The sequence below is a fragment of the Cloacibacterium sp. genome (assembly GCF_047601505.1).
GTDB lineage: Bacteria > Bacteroidota > Bacteroidia > Flavobacteriales > Weeksellaceae > Cloacibacterium.
On record NZ_JASGJD010000001.1, the window covers coordinates 1 to 21,263 of the forward strand.

At 31.3% G+C, this 21,263-nt stretch carries 11 protein-coding genes; all 11 read right to left on the reverse strand.

The window, feature by feature from the left end:
- Positions 1–503 precede the first annotated feature (503 nt).
- Complete coding sequence (locus tag QM746_RS00005) at positions 504–860, reverse strand: VanZ family protein (RefSeq protein ID WP_414982333.1); 357 nt, start codon at positions 858–860, stop codon at positions 504–506.
- Complete coding sequence (gene gcvH, locus QM746_RS00010; protein WP_414982334.1) at positions 853–1,230, reverse strand: glycine cleavage system protein GcvH; 378 nt, start codon at positions 1,228–1,230, stop codon at positions 853–855. Before gcvH ends, QM746_RS00005 begins: the two co-directional genes overlap by 8 nt.
- Positions 1,231–1,349: 119 nt before the next feature.
- Positions 1,350–8,306 carry a cell surface protein SprA gene (gene sprA / locus QM746_RS00015; protein WP_414982335.1) on the reverse strand — a complete coding sequence of 2,319 codons (6,957 nt, stop codon included), beginning with the start codon at positions 8,304–8,306 and terminating at the stop codon, positions 1,350–1,352.
- Between the two features lie 104 nt (positions 8,307–8,410).
- Positions 8,411–8,995, reverse strand: coding sequence for a Holliday junction branch migration protein RuvA (gene ruvA, locus QM746_RS00020; RefSeq protein WP_374364852.1), 585 nt, complete (start codon positions 8,993–8,995; stop codon positions 8,411–8,413).
- Between the two features lie 243 nt (positions 8,996–9,238).
- Positions 9,239–12,700 (reverse strand): T9SS type A sorting domain-containing protein, encoded by a 3,462-nt coding sequence (locus tag QM746_RS00025; protein ID WP_414982336.1) that lies wholly within the window; start codon positions 12,698–12,700, stop codon positions 9,239–9,241.
- Positions 12,684–13,145 carry a hypothetical protein gene (locus tag QM746_RS00030; RefSeq protein WP_414982337.1) on the reverse strand — a complete coding sequence of 154 codons (462 nt, stop codon included), beginning with the start codon at positions 13,143–13,145 and terminating at the stop codon, positions 12,684–12,686. The genes QM746_RS00025 and QM746_RS00030 overlap by 17 nt, the downstream gene beginning before the upstream one ends.
- A gap of 210 nt (positions 13,146–13,355) precedes the next feature.
- Positions 13,356–14,051 (reverse strand): prolyl oligopeptidase family serine peptidase, encoded by a 696-nt coding sequence (locus QM746_RS00035; RefSeq protein ID WP_414982338.1) that lies wholly within the window; start codon positions 14,049–14,051, stop codon positions 13,356–13,358.
- 18 nt (positions 14,052–14,069) lie between these two features.
- Positions 14,070–15,443, reverse strand: coding sequence for a glucoamylase family protein (locus QM746_RS00040; RefSeq protein ID WP_414982339.1), 1,374 nt, complete (start codon positions 15,441–15,443; stop codon positions 14,070–14,072).
- Positions 15,444–15,507: 64 nt separating this feature from the next.
- A complete protein-coding gene (locus QM746_RS00045) occupies positions 15,508–16,875 on the reverse strand; it encodes a glucoamylase family protein (RefSeq protein ID WP_414982340.1) in 1,368 nt (455 codons plus the stop codon).
- 8 nt (positions 16,876–16,883) lie between these two features.
- Positions 16,884–18,308, reverse strand: coding sequence for a RagB/SusD family nutrient uptake outer membrane protein (locus QM746_RS00050; RefSeq protein ID WP_414982341.1), 1,425 nt, complete (start codon positions 18,306–18,308; stop codon positions 16,884–16,886).
- A gap of 11 nt (positions 18,309–18,319) precedes the next feature.
- Positions 18,320–21,148 carry a SusC/RagA family TonB-linked outer membrane protein gene (locus QM746_RS00055; RefSeq protein ID WP_414982342.1) on the reverse strand — a complete coding sequence of 943 codons (2,829 nt, stop codon included), beginning with the start codon at positions 21,146–21,148 and terminating at the stop codon, positions 18,320–18,322.
- Positions 21,149–21,263 lie beyond the last annotated feature (115 nt).

The following is a 21,263-nucleotide window of genomic DNA, read 5'->3' on the forward strand; positions in this document are numbered from 1 at the left end:
AATTGTTTTTATTTCCAGAACCTTCAGTCTCACTATTTCTAAATTAGATTGACTTAAATTCGTCCCGTTAATTTCTATTACTACTTCTTCTCTCCCTTTTTGTTTGGGACTGCAAAGATAGTAACTTTTTCATTTCTGCCAAATCTTTTTTTAAAAATTTTAGCTGTCTGGTCTTGGCTTGTTTTCAATGTTTCTCTGCGCTACTCTTTCGTTTTGAGTGGTGCAAAAGTAGTCCCTTTTTTTCTCTAGTTCCAAATGAAAAAGCTTAAAAATATACAATTGTGCAAAAACAAAATTATAATCAACTGAAAATCTATTCAATACACAGGATTTAAAGTTATTAACAATGAGTTAACAATAGGATGAGTTAACATTTTATAACTATACAAATTAAAAAAAGTTAGTGAAAATTAAATATAGAATGAGATTTGAAGCAAAAATCTACAGACAAAGTTTCAAAAAAAATTAAGAAAATATCTTTATAAAAATTAAAAAACTCTAATCTAAATGTACTTTTTAAGGTTTTTGAAGATATAATATCCTATTAACACTCCAAAAACATCTGCAATAATGTCTAAAAATTCCATTGTTCTTCCTAATTTCATTTCTTCTTGAAGAATTTCTGTAAGGAATGCATAGATAATCATTATATATATAAAGATAGAAAAAGAGGCTTTTGGAAATGCAGCTTTATAAGAAAAACCTAAGAATGCAAAGATGGAAAGATGAAGAATTTTATCTATTCCGTTGAACATAAACCAATATTCGTGGTTTTCTTCGCCAGGTTTGAGAAGCATATATGTAAGAATTGCCCAATAAATGGGCAATATCTTTTTGAATATGTATGAAATTTTATCCAATTAATTCTTGGTATTGTTCTGCTGTAAGCAATTCTGATTGGTCTACATCAGCAGAAATTTCTAATTTTATAATCCAACCTTTTCCATAAGGGTCTGTATTAACTAATTCTGGCTCGTCTTCTAAAGCTTCGTTGAATTCAATTACTTTACCAGAAACTGGTAAATATAAATCTGAAACCGTTTTTACTGCTTCTACACTTCCAAAAACATCTCCTGCGCTTAATTCGTCATCTAAAGAATCTACATCTACGAAAACGATATCTCCAAGTTCGCCTTGTGCAAAGTCTGTGATACCAATTGTAGCAACATTATCCTCGATTTTAATCCATTCGTGATCTTTGGTGTACTTAAGTTCTGATGGTGTGCTCATTTTTAAATTTTTATTTTTTCAAAAATACGGATTTTTGATAAAGTTGCAAAATAAGATTTGATAATAAAAAAAGAGCCAACAAATGTTAGCTCTTTATACTATATAATATGTGTATTGGATTAAAATCCTTGTCCGCCACCGAAATTAAATGTAGCTGTAAGTCCTGCTCTAACGGTAGAAAGAGGGAAGGCTGTAGAGATTTTGTATTTCGTCATCATTTGGTCGTAGAAAAATCTAAGATTAAAATTTTGAGAGACGTTGTAATCTGCTGTTAATTTCAAACTGAATAATTTCTGTCCGCCCGTAATTTGAGAATCATCAAGAAGAATATTGCTAATTCTTGTTTGATTGTCTCTTAAAGAAAAATCTGCTCTTATATTAAGGTCGCTTTTTAGGTTTTTCTCTTTCCCTTTAAATCTTACTTTAAGTTTCAAATCTTTTAATATATATCCGAAACCAACTACATATTCTGTTCCTAAATCTTCGGTAAGGGTTGTATTTACTAAACCTAGAGTGTATAATCTGCTTCTGTTGTATGCAAATTTGAACTGCATATTATTTCTCATGGTAACATCTGCACCTAAAAGTGGCGAAAATTCTTCTACATAACCGATGGTTGTAAAATTATATGGATTGTAATAATCTCCATTAACATCTTTACCTGTTAAAGTAGGATCTGCATGAGAATTGGTTTGGTAATTATAATAATCTACACTTCTTTGGATACCTGTTGCCGTATAAGTAGATGTATAAGCATGCAAAACATCAAACTTAGAAAATTTACTATTGATAAAAGGTATATTTTTTAATCCTGAATAAATAATTTTCCAATTTGGCATTGGGAATTTTGATTTTGTAGGATCTGACTTAGAAGGAGATTTACCTTCTATTGCTGATTGAAATGCCGGAATTAAAACATAAGCATTTGCCTTACTATAACCTTCTGCATAACCATCAGTTCCAATTATTCCTCCAAAAGATTGAGAAATAATCTGAGTGTTCTCTATCAATTTATTATAAATATCTGCTCCATTCATAAAACTTGTACCAAAAATAATGTTAGAATTGGTAAAAGTAATGAGTTCGCTTTGGTAAGAATAATCTCCATTCACCAATAAATTATAATTGCTATGAATAAGATTTCTATTATAATTTCTGGTAAAAGTAAGATCTACTCTCAAATCATTAACTGGTTGAATCTGGATATTTCCGTTAAATGTTTGGTTGGTTAACTGAGAATAAGCATCCGTCATAAGAGTAGAGCTAGAAATCCAACTGTTTTCAATAGCATATCTTCTAATATCCGCTTGCGAACCGAGTAAGAAACCAAGAGTTGGACCTCCAATTCCTTGTCCATATCCATAAAAGTTAGGAGACGACAAAATCCCTGGAAGTACCGTTCCGTTATTTTCTGTGTAATTAAAGTCAAATTGTTTAATTGAAGTAAGTGCGTAAGCAACAGCTTGCAATGGTTTCAATCTATTTTTAAAAGTATAACTCTTGAAATCTTTTTTAGTTCCTTTTTTTGCATACAATTGAGTGTAAGCATTATTAAGAGAATCTATTTCTGCTTTTCGTTTAGACATTATTTCGTTTACTTTTCTGAAATAATTAAATTTATTAAAGAAAGAGGTAAAATCTGCACTTCCAGTAGCATTAATATTATTGGTATTCTGTGCCAAATTTCCTAGATTATCCGAAGTACTAGAAGTAAGTACCGTAGAACGTGCACTCCAATTGTATTGCATTCCGTATCCAATTTCTGCATTCATAAAATCTAAATACGGTATATTTTCGAATGGGAATTTGTAATTCAACTGAATTTTGTGATTATACAAAACTGGTCTTCCCGCTCTGAAAGGACTTTCGAAAATAGAAGATCTGGTAAATGTATTCACATCCAAATTATCATTTAAAGTTCTTGTTGCAGAAGAAATGTCTAATTTCAAAGACTTGGTAAGTGCAAATTGCACATTATATTGCCAACCAAAATAGAAATTTCTATTTCTAATAGCATCAAAATCTGTTCCTGAATTACCATTAAGCAACGCATCAATATTTCTATATTCTAATTCGTTGTAATTTCTATCAAGCTCTGTTCTGAAAGAAACTCTGGTTGGCACGATATTGAAGTTGATTTCTTTTGCCCATTTCAAATATTTATAAGATTTAGCAGTATCGCTAATCATTTTATTAAATGGTCTCAAAACCCAAGGTTTGAAATTAAAATTATAATCAATATTTCCTTTTAAATACTGTCTGAAATTATTTTTGGTATAAATATCTCTGTAAAAATCGTCATTATAAACTGCTGTAATAGAAATATTTTCTACATCATAGAATTTTGGTTTCTTATTCGGGTTAGTTCTTTCTTTTCTCATATTAAGAACTCCTAAACTTCTTTGTTGAGTATATGTTCTGGCAATTTTCTTTAATTCATTTTTATTAGGGTCTTTGCTCAGCTCCACATCATCATTGAGTGGATTGTATTTTGGGTCTTCAGTAGTTTGAGAATATGAATAATTAACTGGAATTTTAATGCCTGATTTTTCTGGCAAAAATTTATCAACGTTTACGGTAGTTGTAATTGCAAATGCAGAATTGGTAGTTTGAGCTCTTTCCGAAGGTTTTTGATCTATAGAACCAAAACCAATAGTAGAATAAGCACCAGAAGCATTTACCACAGTAAAATCTCCTAAATTGAAATTTAAACTTGCCGTTCCAGCATAACCTCCTTTATTTTCTATTCCCGAAAGTCTAATCTCATTCACCCAAAGTACAATATCTTTACTATCTGCCGAATTATTTCTAACACCAATCATAATGGTAGAAACGTTTCCTAAACTTGGGCGACCTTTTACGTAGATTTTCTTGTTATTATCACCATAAACAGAATCTGTATATCGAGTATCAATAGCAACTCCAGATTGGTCTTTTCTTAGTTTGGCATCTACAAAATTTTGAATTTCAAGATTTACGGTATTATCATCTGGCCAAATATCTAATGCAGCAGTTGCGTTAACATCCGTATATTTCAAAGAAGCTTCATATTCGTAATAATTGTCTGTAGCATCACTACCAAATCTGATGAAGAATTTTGCATCTTTATCAAGATTATTTGTAATGACATTTTGTTTCATATCTTCTGCGTGAACGAATAATTTTAAATTCTCGAATCTTCTCATGTCCAAAGACACATTTTTGAAAACTCCTCTCGCTTCATTTTTAATATTTTTTGCTCTAAGGTAAAGAGAAGTTTCATTTTGTCTTTGTGCGCCAGAATTTCCACTCAACACCTGTCTGTCAATTCCTGGAGGCAATACATAAGGTGGTTTTCCTAAAGCGTTTTCTTCAATATTTACACTTCCTAAATCAAATTTAGTAATTTTATCATCTATCAATCCAGTTCCTTCTTGATTATCCTGTACAGAGTTAGAATAAATTTGTTTTGAATATTTTCTCCAATCACTTCTCACCAAATCAAAAGTACCAAAACGAATGGTAGAAGTATTATCAAAACCTGTAAGCATTAATCTAGAAAAACGAACGTTATTAAGAATTTGCTCAGCATCTGTAGCGTAGCCTTCCGTAGTAAAATCATAACTTGCCACTGGAATTCTGAACAAATACCATTTGTTTTTAGAAACTTGTCCGTTTTGAAATGTTGTAGATACTTCTTTCATATCTACAATATTATTTTGACCAACCACCAAATCGCTTTGCGATAAACTAATGTTATATTGATTGTAATTTTCACTTTGGTCTAAATTATAATCTTTGTTTACATCTTCTGCATCTGGTGTTTGAGAAGAAACTTCTAAAGAATTAGATTGTGAATTCCCATCTGGATTTCTAAAATATCTGTATCTTTCTGGTAAAGAAGACGCCAATGTTCCTTGAAACTGATTAGATAAATAAAATAAGAAATTATCTGAAGCCGGGTCTGGCGTATTGGTAACTGGATTGATAAAATTTGTCCCGAATTTTGTTGCTTCATTTGCATCATCTAACCCATCAAAACCAACATCTTGAGCTGTTCTTTCTTCATTTTCTGTAGAAAAAGCGTACAAAACAGGAAATTGCTCTGGCTGAACTCCTAAATTAGTAGAAGATGTTTTAGATGCAGTACTAGGAGTTGGCAAACCGTTTTCATATTGAAGTTTTCCATCTTTTAGAACATCTTCTGATACGTTTCCTAATTGTAACAAAAGTTTCGGATTTGGTCCGAGAGGTTTACCGTCAGCATAAGGATCCATCATCCAAAATTCTACATATTCAATATTAGAACTGGTAAAATTAGACACCGAAATGGCTCTCATTAAACCAGCCCATCTTTGGCTCGCTGCTTCATTCAATTGATTAAAGTTATACGGACCTCTTTGGCTTGGATAGTAAGTAATATCAAAAGTATTGGCAAAAGTTTGTTCTCCTGCAACATAATCTCTATTATTATATAATTCGGACATTTGCACTCTTCTTGAAGCGTGATTAGAAAGCGCATCAGCATTAATTCCGTTTGGCGCTTTACCTCCAACTCCATAAAATCTTGGGTCTATGGTGTACCAAGATAGCAAACCTCTACCATCTCCATTGTCTTTATTATCCGATGAACTACTTCCGAAAATTGGGTCGCTATTTTTTTCTGGTTTTGAAGCCAAAGACCACATTGCAGGTTCTTTCAAAGAAATTTTAGAAGTACTTTGCTCGAAATCATCAATATAAGATTGGTCGTTAATTCCGTTATTTTGTCCAGGAATTAAATATGCTCCTTCAACCTTAAAATTAATATTAGACGGTGCTTCTGTATTTATAAAAGGAATTTTATCTGTAAGCCTAGTTAAAAACTGAGATTGATTGTTATACATCATGTTAAAACCAACCATGGTATTATTCACCGCTTCTTGTCCGTAATTTACTTTTTGAGTAAGTGGTCTTTCGGAATAATTGATAACAGTAGCTCCAACGGTAAAATTATCACTGAATTTTCTTTCTAAATTCAGTCCCATAAAAGTTTTACGCTGCGTATTAAACGTCAATTGATTTTCTAAACTTACATTAATAGCTTGCCCAGATTGTTTTACAGTTTCGTTGATGATGGTAACTTGTCCCAACATATAATCTACCGTATAATCTATGCCTTCTGTAAGCACTACTCCATTTGCTGTAACTTTTACAGAACCTTTCGGAACGTTTATAGCACCCAAAGAAATGCCTGTTCCTTGCGAACCTTTGTATCTTCCTTCCATAATATATCTTAAAGATAATTTATTTGACCTAGCAAGTTCTTTTTGTGTGGTATATAATTCATTAAAAACAAATTCAGGATTATTGCTTCCTAAAACACTTTGAAGATAACTACCAAAAGGTTGAGCTTTTGTAAAAATAACTCTACCATTTTGAGAATCAACCGTAATGCCTTCTACAAAATCAAACAAACCATCACCTGTAGTTCCATTTGAATTTTGTTGACTATCGTTATTCACATTAAGTCTGTCCCAGTTTAATAATCTTAATAAATTAACATCCGCAACAGTAGTTCCAGGCAGATAATTTACTTTACCATTTTGAGGGTCTTTATACAAAATATTCAACAAGAAATTTTGAGAATCTATTTGATTGGCATTAAGCGAATAAATGTTCTTCATCATCAAATTCCACATTGGAGATGATGTTTTTACTAGAACATTTGGTTTCAAAAGTTTCGTAATAACAACAGGACTTTCTTCTGAAAATTCCCCAACTTTATAGACTTTACTATCACCAGAAAGTGTATATGAAAATGAAACTGCCAAAAGCTGATTGTCATTTAATCTTTGGTTAAGAGAAATGTATCCCAACTGAGGATTATAAGTATATTCGGAAGAATTTAATCTTTTTGCTTTTCTGTTAAAAATAAAATGCTCGCCGTCTTGATATGAAGCATTTCCAGATGCTGTAGGTAAGTTATTATTATTAACCGAATTATAGGCAGTATTAACATCTCTAACACCAGAAAGTGAAGAAATTGCAGTGTAAACACCACTTTGTGAGTTATCTGGCGTACCAGAACTTCCTTCTCCCAAATCTCTAATTCCCAAAATAGTTTTCTGCTCTTGCAAATTGCCCGTTCCTTGGTCCAAAACCCAAACTTCTAATCTTGTAATCGCAATTCTAGAGTTTATAAGCGGATAATTTTGTAAAGCAGTATCATAATTATTCACAAAATATTGTCCTAAGAAATAGTGCTGATTGTCTTCGTAATCTACTGCATTAATTTTAAAAGTCTGCATTACGCCACCACCTTGTACCACAATATTTCTTGCTTCGCCTTGTTGCTGAGACAAAACCAAAGTTCCATACGTTTTTCCTAGTTGAAATTCGGTTTTAAGACCAAAAAGAGACTCCGAACCTCTTATTAAATTAGTAGAAAGCGGCATATTTACGTTACCAAATTCTACTCTTTTTATAATTTTATCTTCGCCTCCTTTGTTGAAATCTTTTACATCTCCGAGAGTTTTATTTTGTAAATCCTTCCAAGTTCCTTTTGCTTGCCAAACAAGATTCATTCTATTTTCGAAAGCAAAACCACTTTGTGTATCATAATTGGCTTTCAATTGTAAATTATCTCCCACTTTTCCTGTAAGCCCTAATTGAATTCTTTGTTGAATATTAATGGCAAAATTGGTTCTATTTTGAGGTAAAATTAAAGGATTATCTATTTTTTGATACAATCCGCCCAAATCAAAACTGGCAAAACCATTTGGAATAATTTCTATTTTGTTGCTTCCAAAAAGTGTTTCGAAAATTTTATTTTTAACCGTAATTGCAGGAATTAAACCTTTCTTTTCTGCTTCTTTTCGGTCTTCTTTATAGAGATTATTATCTGCTAATTTTTTTTGAAAATAATTGGTAAGTTGTTTTTTGAGCTGATAATCCGAATATTCTTTAGAAGTTAAAATAATTGGCGCACCAACTACTGTGTTCCCAATTTTTGGATACAGATAATACATCCCAGTTTTTACATCGTAAAAAGGCTCATATCTTGTAGGATTGGGAAGGGAAAAATCTTTCCTTACGGAAATTTGAGTGCTATCCATAGGTTTCTGTTGCGCAAAAACCAAAGCCGAAAAGCACAAAAAGATTAATAAAAGAAAGTTATTGTTTAATAGTGGAAAATTTTTATTCACTTGCGTTTTTTAAATTATAAGTTTTTTAAAATCTGTTTCACCAAATCTTCTGTTTGGGTTTCCGGATTTTGTTTTAGAATTCTATCGGCAATTTTCTCGCTCATTTTTCTGGAAATGCCCAAAACTTCTAAAGCAGATAACGATTCTTCTCGCACTTTATTATCTACAAACGTAGAAATATTTTCATCAGAAGTCCCGAATTTCAATACTTTATCTTTCAAATCAACAATAATTCTTTCGGCAGTTTTAGCTCCTACTCCTTTTACTTTTTGTAGTAACGCACTATTTTTATTGAGAATCGCATTGGCAATGTCTTTTAAATCTAAAGAAGAAAGCAGAATAAGCGCCGAAACAGCTCCCACTCCGTTTACAGAAATAAGCAGATTAAACATTTCTTTTTCTTCTTTGGTATGAAACCCAAAAAGCAGATGCGCATCTTCTCTGATGATTTGCTGAGTAAAGATGAAGGTTTCTTTGCCCAAAGTTAATTTATTAGAAGTCTGAAGACTTATCCCAACATAATATCCCACACCATTTACATCTATAATAACGTAAGTAGGACTAAGCTCCTGAACAATTCCTTTTAAGAAAAATATCATTTATTAAAATTTTGTTAAAAGCAAAAATACACATTTAGAAACGAATAAGAAAAGCAAAACCTCCTGAATATACAGAAGGTTTTGATTATATAGATAATCTTCCTTTTAGTGAGACTTAAGTTTCATCAAACCACATAAAATTAAATTACAAAAAATTAATTTTATTTTTTACAATTTAAAATAGCCTAGTCAAAACTAAGATATATAATTCTATAATGCCCAACTACAGTTAGTTCAAATTTCCTATTTTTTAATAATTTTTTCATTAACCAAAATATTTCCCTTCTTTGAATATACGTTTATAAAATAAACACCTGACGGATAATGAGACAAATCAAGTTCTATTTTTCTATCTTTTATTAAATCTTTATAAAAAATTTGCTTACCATCTATAGTGAAAATCTTCAAACTACTCATCTCTTCTTCTGTTTCTATAGTAACAATACTAGATGTAGGATTAGGATATAGTCTATATCCTTTTAATTTATTCTCAATAGCACTAGTAGGCTTGTATATAATCTTACCATAATATGGTGTATTATATAGATTTTGCCTTAAATACATCTGCTGTTGAAAATTTCCTAACTGCGGATTAATCATATCATCAAATGTAAATGAGCAAGAGGGAATATTAGCTGTAGAAATATCTTTTTGAGCAATCGCACGAAATTCAATATTATCAGCAGAGGATACTGAAAAGCCTGGTTTCATAACTACGGCATAGGTTCCTGCTATTGTAATGTCTGAATCTTTTTTAAATTTTTCGGTGTAATCTGATAAAATTATAACTTTATTATCATAGGACAGTTCTCCCTTAGATAAGAGATTTCTGTGTTCATAATCAAAAACATAACTATTAACATTTCCATTTCTTAAATTAGTATAAACATTTTTCCCAAATCTAATATCGCTTAAATAGTAATTTTGATTTATATTTTTCAACATATTATAAGCTGCCGTATTTACATAATTATTATCATCAATCTTTGTAGTGGAATGAAATAAATATTCTAGCTCTCTCAAGTTAAATATATTATACGGAGCGTTAGTTTCAAATTGCGGAGTGTCTATATCTTTTATATGTTTCAATTGATGTAAAAAGTATTTATCATTAACTGAAAACTGAGTAGATCCATAAATAATTCTTGAATTTGTTATTTTCCAAACTCCATCATTATTATCTTTTTCAAATGCTCTAACAATAATATTACTACCTATGGTACTAGAATATATAGAAGAAAAAGTATAGAATTTATTATTAATGAAATAGGAATTAAGTACACAATCTGATATATTTATATTTAGATGATTTATTGTATCATTTAATAAATTCAATTCAAGCACTCTATTATAACATCCTGATTTAATTTTTTGTGAATAATTAATATAATATTTATTTAAGTCTAGCTTATCTTTAGAGATATTCAATAATTTCCAATTATATAAACCTATTGAACCATTTGAGTTATACAAATTAGTATATGTTTTTAATAAAGTAAAATTAGGAGAATTATTTTGAAAAGAATAAACTTGTAATTTATTCAGACCATCATTTACTGTACAACCATTACAAGTTTCAGATAAAAAGAATAAATTACCAATCATCTCTATATTAACTCCTAAACTATAACCTGGATTTTTTGAAAAATTTATGGTGTTGCCATCTTCCCAATTACTATTATTGAGATACTTAGAATAAAGCTCTCCTGAATCCCTTTTAAAAATTAATAAATGATTATTTTTATAAAATAACTTAGTGTTATATATATATGATTGTGGAAAATTAAAATAACTCTCATAAACCAAGCTATCTCCTACAATTTTATAACTTTGGATTTCAACATTACTATTATTATATTCTTCTAAATAAACAATAATTTTATCATTATCCAATCCAATAATATTACCATGAATTTTAGTACTATTATTATTTAAAGAATTTCTCATTTTAATTACCCCATCACTTTTTATGCTTTTTAATTCGTTACAATTTAGTATTTTGTAAATTCCCTCAATTTTATCACTATCTATAGTTTTTCTTGTTATGATTAAATTTTCTGAAACCAACACTGGATCTCCTGTTTCAGAAGAAACTTTAGTATATATTTTTTTACCATAAGTGTTAGATGGATGCACATATAATCTATTTAAATCCATTGATAATTCAGTATAATCACTATTTGAAGGCGGAGGTGGTGGCACATATGTATATGACACTCCTATAGAAATAGAACTAGAAGGACAATAGGGACCAATTGACTGTATAGAACTATTATTAGGATCTAACCATTGTCTCATCATATAATAATTTTCAGAAAATCGAGAATAATTTGTATAATAAATGTCTGAGTATTTTAATGAATTATCACAATTAAATACATTTCCCCCAGGACCTGTTGATAAATTACCAATATATCTATCGAAACTATTAAATAAAGGAGAACCTGAAGATCCCGGCTCAACTATCCCATCTTTCCACGTAACTGCTAAAAAATTTCCAATTGAATTTTGAGAATAATCTTTATTTGATGGATATAAACTCTTAACCAAAGAAATCTTTTTTACATCTCCATTAGGGTGATGAACTCCATATAAATCATATGTATTTGCAAGATAAGCATTAGAACTATTATCCCAACCTGCATAACATACTCCATATCTTGATAATACATCTTTATTTGTGCGTAATTTCAAAAATGCAAAATCATAAAAGGAAGTATTACTTTCTACTAATAAGTCAGCTCCTAAAACAGAATTCTTAGAAATATCTGAAGGAGCTGTAGAACCTGCATCGGAACATTTTTTTGTTTCATAGTTAAATAACGTAATCATTTCGTTATTCCAATTCCCGTTATTTGTATTTGCGAAGCCTATGCAATGCTGTGCAGTGATAAAATATGGCGTTCCATCCTGCTTTCCATTATTCATCAAATTGCCTGAACAAGATGCATAATATCCTTGACTAGCAGGTAGGAGAATAACTCCAACGGATTTGATGTTTCTAGATAAATTATTATTTCCAGTAAATTTACACGCAGCATTTACATTACAAGCTCCAGACTCCCCAAAAGCTCCTCCATTACTATAAAAATTTTTAAATCCGTGAATAATTTTACCCAATACTAAATTTGGCACTTCTCCATTTTTAGGATATGATAGTTCAATAAATATTTTGTCTCCTAATAAAGGTTGAGTTCCAAATTCATATTCTCCTTTTGCTATTGGATTATTTTTTTGAGTGAAGGCTCCCAAATAGTTTTTTCCAGTTGCGTCATAAATATATAATTCGCTTCCTTCTTTTAATTCAAATTTTTTAAAATAAACTTGAATTGATTTGGCATTTTCTGAATCAATTTGAAAAATATGGAAATATCTTTCGTTATTTTCAATTCTATTATTTAAATTAACTATATTAACTTCTTTAATTAGTGACTTTCCATAGACATTAATTCTTTCGTCAATATTTATTTTCTTTAAATCCTCAGCAATTTTTTTATCATCATTTTTAAAATAAATTTTTGACGTGTAATTATTTAATTTCTCAATTTCTATTGCAGAGCCATCTTTTTTCCTATAACTATTTCCACTTTTATCAATCGAAATTGAACTTAAATATGGTTGTCCTCCATAACTTTCTTGTGAATATACTAATCCAAAAGAAAATAATAGAATTAATAAAACAAATATCTTAATTATTGTTCTCATACCTATTAATTTTTAATTCCAATTCCTTCATTCTCTTATCTTGTTGAATAATATATAACGTCAGCTCTTCTATCTTTTGTAGTAATTTAATCTGAAACTCCCCTACATTTACGCCTTGTTTCTCCATTTCTTTGGCTGAGGCTATTTCTGGTAAATGTTTGTTTTCTGTTACAAATTTTTCTACTGCTTCTAGTTTTGGTAAATGATAATCTTCTGCAAACACAAAATCTGCTGTTGGTGTAGTAGTTACTTTTACTTCTTTGGCTTCTATTTTTGCATTGACTTTCATATTATCACTAAAATAAGATTTGCCAATTACATCTAATTTTGATGAAGGATTAGCCGTACCTATGCCTACATTTCCTGTGGTTGGGAACGTGTTGTTTTGACCATACATCAAAGACATTGACGTTAATAAAATAATGGTTGTGAGGATTTTTTTCATAGAATTGTTTTTTTATTGTTTATAATTGACTGATATTATTTAGTATATTAAGATTATAATCTGCGTTTTATAGGTTATTAAGTTTACTAAGATATATAAAAATTTATTGATTATACAAAAAATATTAAATTTCATAATAGGACTCCACCAATTATAATCAATTGTAGAAATAATCCTAATTTATTTAACATAATTTTTTTAAAATATAAATTATTTTTTCTGAGAAAGCATCCATTCATAAAAATTAGGATTAGAATAAGTAGAATCCCAAGAATTATGATTGTCATTCGGGAAGATGATGAGTTCTGCTTTTGGATTAATTGGATGAACTTTCATCCAAAAATTAAACGCATTTTCGGGCAAAACCACATCGTCCATTCCACCATGATAAATTTTAAGATTCATATCCTTATAATTTTGAATATTGGCGAACATTACTCTATCTGTAGGAGCGCAAACAGAAGCTACTGCCGCAAACATTTCAGGATGTTCTCCTGCCAACTTCAAAGTTCCCCAACCACCCATAGATAAACCTGTAAGGTAAATTCTAGAAGCATCAATTTTATATTTTTGTTGAATTTCTTTAATTAAAAAATATACTGCTTGTGTATCCCACCAAGTATTTTCCGGACATTGCGGAGCTAAAATGGCAACTGGCTCTTTTATCAAATTTTTATAAGTGAAAGGACTATGCGCTTTTACCATTTCCAAATTATTTCCTCTTTCGCCAGAACCATGAAGGAAAACAATAAGAGGAACACTTCCTTTTGCATTTTGAGGAAAATCAAAAACATAAGAAATCGTTTTTTCTACTTTTACTTCTTTCTTGAATTCTGCTTTTACTTCTTGCGCTTGTGATAAAAACGGAAGGAGTAAGAATAATAAATATTTCAAATTAAATTTCATAATATCAAATTTTAAAAATTAAAAGCCGTGCTCTTTAGAGTGGAAATCTAACTTTTTAAGACCTTGCTGAATTTCTGGTGCATTCATGAATAATTTCCAAAGGAAACCTGTTCTGTAGTTTTCAATCATTGGAGCAATTGTACCTTGGTCTATTGCCAAATAACGTGGCGTAAACCAATCGTTATAATGTATAGAAGTAGCATCAAAAGGTCCTGCAGCACCTATAAACTGAGGTTTCTGAGTATAAATAAATTTTAAAAAATCCATAGATTCTTTAGGCGAATAAGGGAAACTGCTCAATGCAGCAGTTGGCGTTATTACGCCTCTGTCTTCGGTAGGTTGATGCGCTGTATAACCTACGCTTCCATCGTCATTTCTGGTATAACCAGCGGTAAGTCCCCAATAATTTTCACCAAAACCTTTCCAATTTTTAGGATTTTCTACACAGTATTTATAATCTATTAAAACTTGATTTTTATTAAGGTCGAAATAATTTTTTACATATTTATCACTCAAACCTCTAGGATCCAAACCAATGTAAGAATAATGCGCCCAAAACAATGGACCTCCATATTCTTCGGAATAATTGTGTTTTACATAAAGAGGCAAACCGTATTTTGTTTTATCGGTAGTATAAGTTCCGTTTCTTGTCCAACCTTTGTAATACGTTTCAGCATCAATAGAATGTGTAGGCGAAGAAGCAGCCAAAATATAGGTAATTAAACATTCGTTGTAACCTTGAAGTGGAAAATTCATTTCCCAAGCATATTCTGGAGACCAATGCCAATACAAAACTTTTTCGCCACCTTTGGTGTACCAATTCCACTCGATACCTTTCCAAAGTTCGTCACATTTTTTAGCCAGAATTTTTTCTTCTTCGTTACCATTTTTGAAATATTCTCGAACCATTAAAATTCCTGAAGTGAGAAAAGCACTTTCAACTAAATCTCCACCGTTGTCTTTTTTGCCAAAAGGAACTACTTTACCAGTTTCGCCATTAATCCAATGAGGCCAAGCTCCGTGAAAACGATCTGCTTTTGCTAGAAAATCCATAATATAATTCAATCTTTTTACCGCTTCCTTTCTTGGAATAAAATCACGCTCAACACCCACTAAAATAGTTGCCAAACCAAAACCAGAACCTCCAGTTGTAACAACGTGTTTATCATTATCTGGATAAATATCGTCTTCGTGGTAACGTTCTCTTCCCAATAAAGAATTAGGTTCTGCAAAATCCCAAAAATATTTCAAAGCATCACTTTGAACTTTATCCATCAATTGATTGTCTGATAATTTTGAAATTTCAGTTTTCTTACTTTCTGTATTATTTTTTGCAGAATTACAAGAGCTCAAAACTAAGCTCAAAGCTGCAAATATGATTAACTTTTTCATTATAATTATTTTAATAAAAAACCTTCAAGGATTTTAAATTCTTGAAGGTTTGATATGATAAATTTTAAAATCCGTACTGCGTAGAGTGAAATCCGAGTTTTAACAAACCTTGTTTCACATCTGGCGCATTCATAAATAATTGCCACAAAAATGCAGAACGATAATTTTCTACCATTGGAGCAATTGTACCTTGGTCTATCGCCAAATATCTTGGAGTTACCCAATTGTATTGAACCGAATAAGCATCATAAGGACCTGCCACTCCAATATACCTGCTGTAATTTTCGTTGTACAAAAATCTAAGATAATTCATACTTTCTGTAGGCGTATATGCAATATCAGAAATAGCTGCCGTAGGAGAAATAATTCCTAAATCTGTATTAGGTTGATGAGCTGCATAACCTGTTGTACCATCAGCATTTCTAGAGTAACTTGCAGTAAGTCCCCAGTTTTTAGAACTGTAACCTTGCCATCCTTTTGGATTTGAGACACAATATTGATATATTATTTTAGCATGGTTAACTACAGCATCTCCGTAATTTACATAGTCATCTGTAAGACCTCTAGGGTCTAATCCCAAAAATGAATAATGCGAAAAAAACATTGGACCAACCGTTCCAGTTGCACCATTATGACTTACCACTAAAGGAATTCCAAACTGACTTCCTGTTGCTTTAATCGCTCCATTTCTTGCCCAACCTTGTGTATAAACTGATTTTTGAATAGAATAATCTGGAGAAGCTGCTGCCAAAACGTAAGTAATTAATGTTTCATCAAAACCTTGTAACTGATGATTCATCTCAAAATTATAATTAGGAGACCAATGCCAATACAAAACATTTTGACCTTGAGTGTACCAATTCCATTCAATTCCTTTCCAAAGAGCGTCTGCTTTTTGAGAAAGTGCCAACTCTTTAGCATCTGTAGAATTTTTAAAATATTCTCTTACACAAATTAAACCTTGTGCTAAGAAAGCGGTTTCTACTAAATCTCCACCATTATCTTTATCTCCAAAAGGAATTACAGCTCCTGTATTTCCATCTATCCAATGAGACCATGCCCCGTGAAATCTGTTTGCATTTTGTAAAAAATTAAGGGCAGTTGTAAGCCTAGAAACAGCATCTGCTTTGGCTATATAACCATTTTTAATTCCTACCAAAATAGTCATCAACCCAAAGCCAGAACCTCCTGTAGTAACGACATTAGCGTCTTGAGATGTATTATCGGTATGATAACGTTCTCTTGCTAATTTAGAATTAGTTTGTGCATAATCCCAAAAATATTTAAGCGCATCTTTCTGCACCATTTCTGTAATTTCTGCGTCTGTGTAGGTTTTAGTAACAATTGAATTATCATTATCCCTTGAAGAACAACTGCCACACATAAGTATGGCAGTTGTAAAAATTATTTGTATGAAATTTTTAAATTTCATTAATTAAATTAATAACCAGGATTTTGAGTAAATAAACCTTTACTTTCGTTAATAGCATCTAGAGGAATTGGAAACAATTCGTTTTTACCAGCTTTGAATCCTAAAGGACCTAAGACAGTAGCAGCTTGACCAGTTCTTACTAAATCTGGAAATCTATCCATTTCCATAGCTAATTCTACTCTTCTTTCTTGCCAAATAGCAGTTCTAATATCAGCTTTTGAACTTGCTGTTGTATCTGACAAATGAGCTCTTTTTCTTACCAAATTAAGATTTGTTGTTGCTACAGAAGTATTCCCTAATTCATTTGCTGCTTCAGCATTAATTAGAAGTATATCTGCAAATCTTAATATTCTCAAATTTTGAATAGAACCATAACCACAAGCATTGTTGTTAAGAGATGTTGGTACATATACTTTTTGATTCCACATATCACCAGCTTGAGGATCTCCTTTATGAATTACATCGCCTTCTAGAGTTGTTTCTCCTTCTCTTAAAATAGTCAATTCTTTTCTAATATCTCCTGCCTCAAATGCATTTTCTAAAGCTGTTGTTGGAACAAAGAACCCCCATCCAAATTGGCTTCTTACTCCTTGTACTTCCGCATACTGGCTACCTCCAAAACCACCAGCGCAATCACAATTGACTTCGAAAACAGATTCAGTTCCAAACTCACCTGCTGGTCTAAATAAGTGATTAAAATCTGGGTCTAAACTATATCCTAATGCTATAACTTGATTAGATGTATCATAAGCTTTTTGATAATCTTTCATATAAAGATAAACTTTTGAAAGCAATCCTAAAGCACCACCTTTTGTAACTCTTCCCAAATCTGCAGTAGGATACGTCTGAGGTAAAACTTGAGCAGCCTCAGTTAAATCTTTTACAATAAATGCATAAACTTCGTCAGAAGTATTTCTTGCTTTAAGATAATTACCATCAGCAGGAAGTCCATCATAAATAGGAACACCTCCGTAAATTCTCACTAAATTAAAGTAAAAATAAGCTCTTAGCATCTTAGCTTCTGCAACCAATCTTGTTCTTAGTGTAGCATCCATATCAATATTTGGAACATTGGTAATAACTTGATTAGCTCTATTTACGGCTTGCCATTGTCCAATCCAATACCCTCTTACACCATCATCACTTACTGTAAATGTAAAACGATCATAGGCATTTATAAAAGATGCATCACCAGGATTAGATCCTTTTTCTACATCATCGCCTGTTACCCCAAAAACATATTGAGCAGGGAAACCAGTATTCTCCCAGCTTCTTAAAAATGCATAAACAGCATTTGTAGCCTGCAAAGCATCGTCTTGTGTTTTGAAAAAGGCTGTTGTTTCTGTTGTTCCTTCTCTTTTTATATCCACAAAATCATCACTACAACTTATGATTAATGAAAATAAAGTGAGTGTCAAAAATATTTTTTTCATGATTCTTTTAATTAAAATGTTAAATTCATACCAAAGGTATAGATTGCTGAAATTGGATAGATATTATTATCAATACCCATTTGTACTCTATCTGTATTCAATATTTCTGGTGAGAAGCCATTATATTTGAAACTTGTCCACGGGTTTTGTGCACTTAAATACAATCTTAGTTTTTTTACAGATAATGATTCTGCAATAGATTTTGGCAAATTATATCCAACTTGAATATTTCTAATTCTGAAATAGCTACCATCTTCTACATAGAAACTATTGGGTAAAATTACAGATTGATTAGACGTAATCATAGAATTGGTATTAGAAGTACCTTCGCCATGCCATCTGTTATTGTACATATCTAAATCCCAAGTTTCGTTTCCATAACGTTGCTCACGATTATAGTTGTAAATTTTGTTCCCAAATACTCCTTGGAAATCAACAGCTATATCAAATGAATAAACATTGAAATTAACTCCAAAACCATAAGAACCTTTTGGTATTGGGCTTCCTAAGAACGTTTTGTCTCTAGAATCAACAACTCCATTCCCATCTTGATCTACAAATTTAAACCAGCCTGCTTTTGCTCCATCTTGTCCTGAAGCTGCTGCTTCAGCATCCGTTTGAAAAACTCCAGCTACTTGATATCCATAATAAGATCCAACAGCTTGACCCGCTTCTAATCTTATGATAGAATTCCCAAATAAACTAGCTCCAGTATTTAAAAATGAACCACCTGCTACAGAAGTTATCTCATTTTTAAGTGAAGAAAAATTACCATAAACTCCAAAATTAATGTCTTCATTAATCTTAGCACTATAATTTACAGCCAATTCAATACCTTTATTTTTAAAAGAATAAGCATTGGTAACATAATCATTCCAATTACTAGCTCCCGAAACAGTACCTTGCATAATTGAAGCTACAATATCATTAGAATTTTTATCATAATAAGTTGCTTCAATTTTCAACTTATTATTAAGTAATCCCATTTCAACACCAAAATCCCTACCTTTGGTTGTTTCCCATCCAATAGTAGGATCTACAAATAAATCAATGGTCTGAGCAGTATAACCAGCACCTCCAAAATATGCTGAACCAACATTGGTAGTAATTTTATCATAACTTCTTCTAACGTTAGGATTACCAGCTTCACCATAACTAGCTCTCAATTTTAACAAACTGAAAACATTTTGTCCACTCATAAAATCTTCTTTAGAAACTACCCATCCTAAACTAACAGCTGGAAAGGTTTTGTATCTGTCTGTAGAAATTTGAGATGTAGCATCCCTACGGATTGAAGCATTAAGTAAATATTTACCTTTATAATCATAATTAGCTCTTCCGAAGAAAGATTCTATTCTGTTTTGAAACTGAGTAACCGCTGGAACGCCATCTTTAGCCTCGGTTGTTGCATTAAAATGTCTAATATCTGTACCATTACCTATATTTAAAGAACCGTTTGTTCCATCAAAGACTACATTTTTAGCATCCCAATAATCTTCTGACTGAGAATCTCTTGTTCTAGAAAAACCAGCTAACACTTCCAAATTATGACTTCCAAGTCTTTTTTTCCAAGTAATCGTATTATCCCAAACGTAGTTTCTATTTCTTAAATTTCTTGTTACTAAAGTTGATGCTTTCTGATTTGCTATTGGTAAATAGGTTTGAACAGGAGTATATTCATACTTACTTGGGCTATAATTATCACTTGTATAACTAATACGGAAAGTAAAATCTTTTAAAAATTTCAATTCTCCCCAAACGTTGTTAAGCAATCTTTCTTCTCTAATTTGTGAACGATAAAGATCTAGTTGCGCTCTTGGATTAGCTATATCATAACCACTAAAATTTTGATAATTACCTGTAGCAGAGTTCATCACCGAAAACAATGGTGGTGCAATGTATGCAGTTAGCAATGGATTTTGAGATTGATCTGTTCTCATTTTAGAAAATGAAAAACTATCACCAATGGTAATATTATCAGTGATTTTATAACTCAAATTCACTTTAGTATTAAATCTATTAAAACCACTTCCAGAATTAATTCCTTTACCAGCAGCTAAATTCCCTTCATCTTGAAGATACCCAACACTACCATAATAGTTAAGCTTCCCTAAACTTCCAGAGGCAGAAAAGTCATTAGAATTAATAATACTTGTTCTGAAAATTTCTTTAAACCAATCAGTATCCGCAGGATAATCAGCTCTAGATTTAAAATCAGACGGCTTTGGAATAAGAACATCATTCACCACCTTCTCATTGTACAACTCAATGTACTGGTCTGAGTTAACCATTTTAGGAATATTGGTCACTTTTTTAATTCCTAAGTAAGAATTAAGACTAAATACCGGTTTTCCTTTTCCACTTTTTGTTTTGATAATAACAGCTCCATTAGCTGCTTTAGCTCCAAAAATAGCTAAAGATGATGGATCTTTCAAAACACTCATTGATTCTACATCTTGAGGATTTAGGAAAGAGATATCTTCTGTAATCATTCCATCTACAATAAAAACAGTATTCCCTGTTAGAGAACCAATCCCTCTAATATCTACTCTTGGAGAACCTCCAGGTGCACCCGCATTTACAACGTTTACCCCAGCCAATTTCCCTTGAACAGAACTTAATGGGTTAGAGTTAGGTTTGTCTGCCAATTCTTTCGCAGAAATAACTCCAATACTACCAGTTACGTTCTCTTTTTTCTGAGTACCATAACCAATCATTACGACTTCCTCAATTTGTTTCTCTTTGATGGAGTCTTTTTTTGCTTGTGCGCTTAATTCTTGATAGCCTGTAAACAAATAGATTACAGCTATCATGCTTGACGCTTTTAAAGTGTTTTTCATGTTTTTTTTGAATTTAATTAAACTCAACTATGTTAAAATGAATTGTTTTATTTTTTAATGTCTCAAAAATACAAATTAATCCGGAATAGCGTTAATTAATTATTAATTTATTTTA